We start from the raw sequence: 7115 nt of genomic DNA, 5'->3' as shown, positions 1-7115 counted from the left end.
ATGTCGGGCAGAGCTGCCCCCGCCCGGGGCAGGCCCACCAGGCCCAGCGCGAGCAGCCCAGCAACGGCGAGGACCAGGAGCAGCCCCGCCGCCGGCCGGTGGAGGGGCTCGGCGGGCGTGGTCCCGCTGGCCTCCTCCGGGGCCTCGGCTCCGGTAACGGGGGCGGTCACCCGGCTCTCTCGTCCCGAGGAGCGGGGGCGCCCGCCTCCCCGAGGCCACCGGTGTCGGGAACGTCCGCTCGCGCCTTGCCGATGGCCACCAGGTAGAGGACCGGCAGGGCGATGGCGCCCACGACCACCTCTGAGTGGGCATCGTCGGGGGCACCGAGGACCACGAACAGCAGCGACAGCACCGTGCCCACGGCCGACAGGGCCACCACGGCGGAGCTGAGGTTGGGCAGCTTCAGCACGAGCACGGCGGCAGCGAGGATGGCGGCGAGGCAGAGGTAGTCGAGGGCCCAGAACCCGCTCATGATCCGGGCGCGTCCTCTCCCGTCGTCGGACGGATCTCCTTCGGCTCGTCCCGCACCGCCCCCGGCCACATCGGCACGCCCCGCTTGTAGGCGGCCCGGGCCAACGAGTGCGAGGACGCCGGGTTGATGACCAGCAGGAGGGCGGCCACGATCAGGGCGCGGCCCCCGTAGTTGGATATCGGGCCTTCCGCCACCACGAGAGCCACGAGGACGGGCAGAGCCCCCATGGTGATCGTCTTGCTCGAGCACTGGATCCGGCAGTACACGTCGGGCATCCGCACGATCCCGATCACTCCCGAGAGCGAGAAGAAGAGGCCGACGACGGCGAGGATCAAGGACGCGGCGAACCTCACAACATCCCCCGCTCGAGGTAGCGCGACCACACGATGGTGCCGAGGTAGCTGAACGACGCCAGCCAGACCGCGACGTCGAGGTACACGGTGCGGTCCGCCCACGCCGAGAAGAACAGGAGGGCCAGGGCCGCCTCGGTCGCCATGGTGTTGAGCGCCACCATCCGGTCCGATACCGACGGCCCCCGCCCCAGCCGGAACAACAGGGGGCCGAGCATGCATACCTGGGCAATGGCCACGGCGATGTAGAGACCGTTCATCGCGCTCCTCCCAATCGAGGGGGATGGCCCTCAGCCGTCGGGACGGTCCCGGTCCCGACCGCGCTCGATCGGAGTCAGAAGGTCCTCCACCGGACCGTTTATCTCCCTCCGGGCGTCCTCCCTACTCCCCGCCGGGACGCTGATTGCGTGGTACTGGAGCAGGTGGCGGGAACGGTCGAGGTCGACGATCTGGTTGTCGACGATGAGCGAGGTCATCAGCCCCACCGCCGCCAGACCGCCGTCCGAGGTCTTCTCGGTCGGCACGATGATCATCCCGCTCGCCACGGGGCGCCGGGGGTTCCAGATCCGGGCGGCCAGCTTGACGTTGGCCACGAGGATCCGCCCGAGGGCGTTGGTGATCAGCCACAGCCCTCCTGCGAAGCGTCTCGGCGCCAGGACCCGCCACGGGGGCGCCACCGGCCCCAACGTCGCCAGGCCGGTCGCCACGACCACCGAGATCACGGCCCCGAAGGCCAGCTGTTCCAGGGTGCGGGTCCAAGTGACGAGGATCCACACCAGCAGGCACCAGCAGGCCAGGGCCAGGATCCGCACCACCCACTCGGCCGGCCCGGGCGGATGGCCCCCCGGATGCTCGGCGGCCCCCACGGCCGTGGCGTTCCCGCCCAGGGGACCGCGAAAACACTCCCGGACCTCAGGCGGCGGGCCCGGCCAAAGGGGTGGGTCGAACGTGCATTCGGGTTTGTGTCGACCGGGCGATGTACAGAAGTCGGGGGTGGTCGACGCTTGGGGATGACGAGCCCGGGAAGCGACGCTGGTGACCCTTGACTCCCTGTCCGACCATGACCTGGGTGTGCTCTTCACCCAGCTCGCCGCCCTGTTGCTCCTGGCCCGAGGGCTCGGCATCGCCGCTCGCCGGCTCGGACAGCCCGCCGTCATCGGGGAGCTCGTAGCCGGGCTCCTGCTCGGCCCCTCCGTCTTCGGGAAGCTGTGGCCCGCCGGCTTTCACTGGTTCCTGCCCCAACACTCGGGGGAGACCGCATCCCTGCTGAGCGTGTCCGAGCTCAGCCTGGTCGTCCTGCTCGTGGTCATCGGAGCGGAAACGGACCTGCAGCTCATCGGACGGCTGGGACGGGCGGCGGCATGGGTGTCCACCTCGAGCCTGGTCGTCCCGGTGGCGGCCGGCGGCGTCCTGGCCTGGTTCCTGCCCCAGGTGCTGCTCGGCCCGCACCGGGCCCGGACAGGATTCACCCTCCTGATGGCGGGGGCAATGGGTGTCTCGTCCCTACCGGTGATCGCCAAGATCGTGACCGATCTGGGAATGGCCCGGCGCAACTTCGGTCAGCTGATCTTCGCCGCTGGCACCCTCAACGACGTAGCCGGCTTCCTGATCGTGGCAGCGGCCACCGCCACGGCGGCGAGCTCAGGGTCGGCGTCACCGTGGCACGTCGCCCGGGTCGGTGTGGCGCTGATCCTCCTGGTCCTCATGGCCGGGACCGCTGGCCAGTGGCTGGTCAACCGCCAGCTGCGCACGGTGCTCGCGGGCGGCTCCAGCCTGGTGAGCGGCGTGGGGGTGTGGCTGGCCGGCGCCCTGGTCTTCAGCGCCGCCTTCCAGACCTCAGGGGTCGAAGGAGCTCTCGGGGCGTTCGTCTTCGGGCTCCTTCTCGGACGGTCACGCTTCCGGCACGAGGACGCAGGCCGGGTCATGGCCGCCATGAGCTCGGGGCTCTTTGCGCCTCTGTACTTCGCCACCGCCGGGCTGCGGGTGGACGTGGCCAGTCTCGGCCGCGGGTCGATCCTCGCGTCGTTCCTCGGCCTCGTCGCCGTTGGGGCGGTGGCGAAGTTCGCCGGTGCCGCCGGTGGGGCGGCCCTGGCCCGGCTGCCGCGGCGGGAGTGGGTGGTCCTCGGTGTCGGCCTCAACGGGCGCGGCGCCCTCCAGGTGATCATCGCGACCGCGGGTCTGCGCGCCGGACTGCTCTCCAATGCCGCATTCAGTCTGATCATTCTCATGTCCGTCGTCACCTCCCTCGCCACTCCCCCGCTGCTCCGGACCGCGGCCCGGGGCTGGACCGGCACCAGGGAGGAGCAGGATCGGCTCGGCCACGAGAACGAGATGGAGCAGAACGTGGTCGTGCGCGGCCAGCGGGTGCTCATCCCGTCTCGGGCAGCCCGAACTCCATCGTGGCGGCGGAGGTCATAGCTGCGGCCTGGCCCGAGGACTCCGACGTAACCCTGCTCACCATCGGCTCGGACGGAGGCCAGCTGGCCGACGGGGTCCACGCAGCCGAGGCGGTGCTGGCCCCGCGGCAGGTGGAGCGGCGCCAGATCAGCTCCGAGGACGTGCTCGAGGAGATCCTGGCCGAGGCCCGCCTCGGCTATGGAGTTGTGGCTGTGGGCGCCGCCGACGCCCCACTCCCCGGCGGTGTGCTCTCACCTGTCGTGGACGACCTGCTGGCCCGGGCCGAGGTGCCAACCGTCGTGGTGCGACGCGGCCGGGACCCCGAGGGCCCTCTCCCGGCCGCCTTCGGTCGGGCCCTGGTCGGGGTGGCGGGGTCCGCCTCCTCCCGGGCGGCCCAGGAAGTGGCCTTTCGGATGAGCCGGCAGCTGGGCACCCAGGTCAGCGCGGTCCATGTGGTGACTCGGACACCGGGGGACCAGGGAAGGCGCGCCCGAAGCGGAGCGGGCGCCGGTCGGGACGTGCTGACGGGGGCGGCTTCCCACGGTCGCGACCTCGGAGTCGACGTGCGGACGATCAGCCGCGAGAGCGCCCTGGCCGGAGAGGCGATCGTCGAGACGGCCGAAACGGAGCACTCCGAGCTCGTGGTCCTGGGCGCGACGGCGCGGACGATGGAGGGGCGGCCCTTCCTCGGGCACACCGTCGAGTACGTGCTCGAGAACGCCGCCTGTACGGTCGTGGTCGTCGTGCTGCCCAACCCTGCCCCGGCGACGACCGGACCGGACCGAGCCCTCGAGGGCTGACAAGGGACCGTCTCCTTCGGCTCGGTCAGGACCCGGGCTCTGCGGTGGTGGGTGTCGAGCTCGTCGGTGTGATCGGCGGGAACGAGGAGTGTGAGACGGTCCCCCTGGGCCAGCACCGTCGACTCCGACACGGTGATCCACTCGTCGTCGCGCCGGACGGCCACGAGCACGGTGGCGGGCGGCCAGGTGGCCCCCCCGACGGTCTGGCCGACGGGTGGGCCCGACCCGGCCAGACGCAGATCGACCACCTGGTAGCCCTCCAGACCGGCGATCCCCTTGGACAACGGCGCGTGCAGCCGGCTCTCGGTGGGGACGACGGAGCTGGGCTGGGCCACCGCCTCAGAGACGGTGTGGGACACCCGCTCGGCGTAGGCGCGCAGCACATCGCGATGGGTCACCCATCCGGCCAAGCGCGGACCATCCGTGGAGAGGACCGGCAGTCCGCTGCGGTCGTGGTCGACCAGGGTCCCCAACGCCGCGTCGAGGTGCTCATCGGCCCCCAGTGCGGGGGTGGAGGGGTGCCTCGGGGGTCAGGGCCTCGGGGGTCAGGGCCTCGGGGACCGGGGTCATGGCGTCGGCCACCCAGATGATCTCCATGAGCGAGGTCTCCCGCCCGCGCATGATGTCGATGCCCCGCCGGCGCAGGCTTGAGGGTGTAGATGGTGTCCGCCGACAGCCGTGAGCTCAGGGCGGTGGCCAGCACGATGGACGCCGCAAACTACGGCGACCTCTATCGGCTAACCCAGCGGCTCCTCGACGAGCCGACTCAGCCCGCCCGCGGGCGAGGCGGACCGCCCAACCCATGATGATGCAGATGGAGGAATTGCACCAGGTGGGGGTGGCGGCAGTAGAGACAGACCCGGCCTGGGGTGGTCATGGTGAGATGGTCGCACGTCCGGCAGCGCCCCAACTTGATCAATCCGGTGGCGCCCATGAGTCCCTCTATCCCCATGGCCGTAACCACGAGAAGCATCAGCACAACCAACGCCGCCAGAACCGCCTCTATCGCCAAGCTGCCTCCTCCCGTGCTGTCGGGCCGACTCAGGATCTCGGTAGTTCTCCAATACCATCGTAGCACGAGATATCTTCATTGCTAGCGGGGCGTCGGAGCGACCCGTTCCTTGGAAGCTCGCATCGAGGAGCGCTAGTTACCCGTCGGTGATCCTGCTGCCAAGCTCAGTGAGCTTCGAGGGCATAGTCGGCATCGGCGTCGGGGAGAGACCGTCCGTACGCCGTCGCCGCGCTGCCTCACGACGGCAGTTGAGCCGGCAACGCCTGGAATCGGAGATCGCATGATTGCTGCTGTTTCGGTGGCCGTTTCAGCGCCGGCCCCGGTCCGTTGGCCGCGCCTCCGCGAAGCGGTCGCGTGCTGCGGCGGCGTGTGGCTGATCGCCGCCGTGGTCGTGGTGGCCACGAAGCGGAGGGGGGTCGACCCGCTGGCAACGTCCAGCCGACCCGGGCCATAGAGACGAGGGCGCGTCCAGAGGTGCCCGCCGGCCTCCTGCTCGGAAGGGCCCGGTCGTGACTCTGGTCGAGCCGGACACCCGGCGCCGAAGGGTGGTGCGGGGTTCTTGCGCTGGAGCGAGGCGGCGCCCGGCTTGTAGCGAACCACCCGGGGCCGTCGGCTGACGGCCCGACCACGGCCCGGGATTTGAGGTTGTCCATTCGTGCCTACGACCACAGAACGCGCGGACGGGTTTGGGGCTCGGCAGCAGCACTCGCTTCGGGGCCTGGCGCCTCCCGTCTCTGCGTAGAGGAGCCTCACTCGCGCCGCCCGGACAGGTCGTCGAGCATGGCGCGCTGGCGGTCCAGGTTCTCCCGCAGCAGACGCTGGAAGCGCCGGTCGCGCCCGGCGGGCGGCAGCAACCAAGGTCCCGGATCGACTCCCGGCGACATCGGGCCACCGAGCGTCCCTCGACCTCGGCGATCGCCTGCAGCGGCCTCAGACCCACGAGGCGGTTCTCCGGTCACGGCACTGATCGAGCGGCACGTGGGCGTGGCCATCTGGTCGACCCGGCGGGCCGGGCACTCGTAGGCGGTGTCAGCGCCGCCTGTGGGGACGACCCGGTCGTACCATTGCGGTATGGCGTTCGAGCGGATCTCGGTGGACCACCGGATCATGGGTGGGGTGCCCTGTGTCCGGGGTACCCGGATCCCGGTGGCCACGGTCGTGGGCATGGTGGCCGACGGTATGACCACCGAGGAGATCTTGGCCGACTTCCCGCAGCTCTCGGCCGAGGACGTCCAGGAGGCCCTGCGCTACGCCGCGCTCGCTGTCGACGAACGCGAGCTGCCCCTGCGCTCCACTCCGTGAGGTTCCTCGTCGACGAGTCTCTGTCGGCGCGCGTCGCTGCCCTGCTGCTCGACGCCGGCCACGACGCCGTTCATGTCGGAGACCGGAGCCTGCTCGGCGCTGAAGATGCTCAGGTCATGGCCTCCGCAGCCGCCGAGAACCGGGTGCTCGTCTCGTCCGACACTGACTTCGGCGAACTGCTGGCTCTCGGTCGGCATCCCGGGCCGAGCGTCGTGCTGCTGCGTCAGGCGCCGCGCCGCCCCGAGGCCCAGGTGGGACTCGATCTCGCCAATATCGACGCGGCCGAAAACGAGCTGGCGCGCGGCGCCGTGCTGGTCATTGCTCCCGGCCGGGCGCGCCTCCGGGCGCTGCCGATCGAGCCGCAGTCCTGACGTCAGTGACCGAGGACCGCCAGCCCTGACGACACGCAGAAGCCCGCAAGTTTCTCTGACAGCCCCACGACGGCCCGAGACCCGTCTTCGAGGACAAAAGCCCAGGTCACAGGCCCTGTTCTCTAGATGTCGTAGTAGAGGTAGAACTCCTGAGCGGGGCTGATGGCCACCGGTGCCCCGGTCCACATGCGCCCCGACCTGGGGTTTCTTGCTTCAGCAGTTCTCACCGTCTGGCATGAACTTGCAGTGTCCCGCGGACTTTCCGCGGACCGTAGGGCGCCCGGCCAGAGGGCCACCCGAACTTCTGAGAGGGTCGCGAGCCAGACCTGCGGTAGCCGTCCACCGCACGGGTGCCGACCTGAGCCCCGCGCTCTGGTGTCGGTCTCAGTCCCCGCTAATGGGGGGTGAAGG

Annotated in this window: 9 protein-coding genes; 4 read left to right on the top strand and 5 right to left on the bottom strand. The window is 70.7% G+C overall.

Annotated elements, in window-relative coordinates; translation table 11 throughout:
• Positions 1 to 166 precede the first annotated feature (166 nt).
• Genes VFW24_12875 through VFW24_12860 form a run of 4 tightly spaced genes read right to left on the bottom strand, consistent with a single transcriptional unit; the run spans position 167 to position 1688 of the window.
• Positions 167 to 472 (bottom strand): DUF4040 domain-containing protein, encoded by a 306-nt coding sequence (locus VFW24_12875; protein ID HEX5267658.1) that lies wholly within the window; start codon positions 470 to 472, stop codon positions 167 to 169.
• Positions 469 to 807 (bottom strand): monovalent cation/H(+) antiporter subunit G, encoded by a 339-nt coding sequence (gene mnhG / locus VFW24_12870; GenBank protein HEX5267657.1) that lies wholly within the window; start codon positions 805 to 807, stop codon positions 469 to 471. Before mnhG ends, VFW24_12875 begins: the two co-directional genes overlap by 4 nt.
• Positions 808 to 821: 14 nt before the next feature.
• Positions 822 to 1082 carry a monovalent cation/H+ antiporter complex subunit F gene (locus VFW24_12865; GenBank protein HEX5267656.1) on the bottom strand — a complete coding sequence of 87 codons (261 nt, stop codon included), beginning with the start codon at positions 1080 to 1082 and terminating at the stop codon, positions 822 to 824.
• Positions 1083 to 1112: 30 nt separating this feature from the next.
• Positions 1113 to 1688, bottom strand: a complete 576-nt coding sequence (locus tag VFW24_12860) for a Na+/H+ antiporter subunit E (protein HEX5267655.1) — start codon at positions 1686 to 1688, stop codon at positions 1113 to 1115.
• A 169-nt stretch (positions 1689 to 1857) separates the two neighbouring features.
• On the opposite strand from VFW24_12860, the gene VFW24_12855 reads away from it, so the two are divergent.
• Complete coding sequence (locus tag VFW24_12855; protein HEX5267654.1) at positions 1858 to 3240, top strand: cation:proton antiporter; 1383 nt, start codon at positions 1858 to 1860, stop codon at positions 3238 to 3240.
• Positions 3222 to 4019 carry a universal stress protein gene (locus VFW24_12850; GenBank protein HEX5267653.1) on the top strand — a complete coding sequence of 266 codons (798 nt, stop codon included), beginning with the start codon at positions 3222 to 3224 and terminating at the stop codon, positions 4017 to 4019. The genes VFW24_12855 and VFW24_12850 overlap by 19 nt, the downstream gene beginning before the upstream one ends.
• Before the next feature lie 489 nt (positions 4020 to 4508).
• On the opposite strand, the gene VFW24_12845 is transcribed toward VFW24_12850, so the two are convergent.
• On the bottom strand, positions 4509 to 4640 hold the full coding sequence (locus VFW24_12845; protein HEX5267652.1) for a hypothetical protein: 132 nt from the start codon (positions 4638 to 4640) through the stop codon (positions 4509 to 4511).
• A 1462-nt stretch (positions 4641 to 6102) separates the two neighbouring features.
• On the opposite strand from VFW24_12845, the gene VFW24_12840 reads away from it, so the two are divergent.
• Positions 6103 to 6333, top strand: a complete 231-nt coding sequence (locus VFW24_12840; protein HEX5267651.1) for a DUF433 domain-containing protein — start codon at positions 6103 to 6105, stop codon at positions 6331 to 6333.
• Entirely contained in the window at positions 6330 to 6704 is a 375-nt protein-coding gene (locus tag VFW24_12835; GenBank protein ID HEX5267650.1) for a DUF5615 family PIN-like protein, read from the top strand. Before VFW24_12840 ends, VFW24_12835 begins: the two co-directional genes overlap by 4 nt.
• Positions 6705 to 7115: the final 411 nt, after the last annotated feature.

It is taken from the genome of Acidimicrobiales bacterium (assembly GCA_036273495.1).
Lineage (GTDB): Bacteria > Actinomycetota > Acidimicrobiia > Acidimicrobiales > JAJPHE01 > DASSEU01.
Note: the sequence above shows the minus strand (reverse complement) of the source record. Positions and strands in the feature narration are given on the sequence as shown.

What these genes read in the sequence shown, in the direction of transcription:
- VFW24_12875 (HEX5267658.1), bottom strand. Translation starts at nt 472, where the DNA reads ATGAGCGGGTTCTGGGCCCTCGACTACCTCTGCCTCGCCGCCATCCTC.
- VFW24_12865 (HEX5267656.1), bottom strand. Translation starts at nt 1,082, where the DNA reads ATGAACGGTCTCTACATCGCCGTGGCCATTGCCCAGGTATGCATGCTC.
- VFW24_12845 (HEX5267652.1), bottom strand. Translation starts at nt 4,640, where the DNA reads ATGCGCGGGCGGGAGACCTCGCTCATGGAGATCATCTGGGTGGCCGAC.
- VFW24_12840 (HEX5267651.1), top strand. Translation starts at nt 6,103, where the DNA reads ATGGCGTTCGAGCGGATCTCGGTGGACCACCGGATCATGGGTGGGGTG.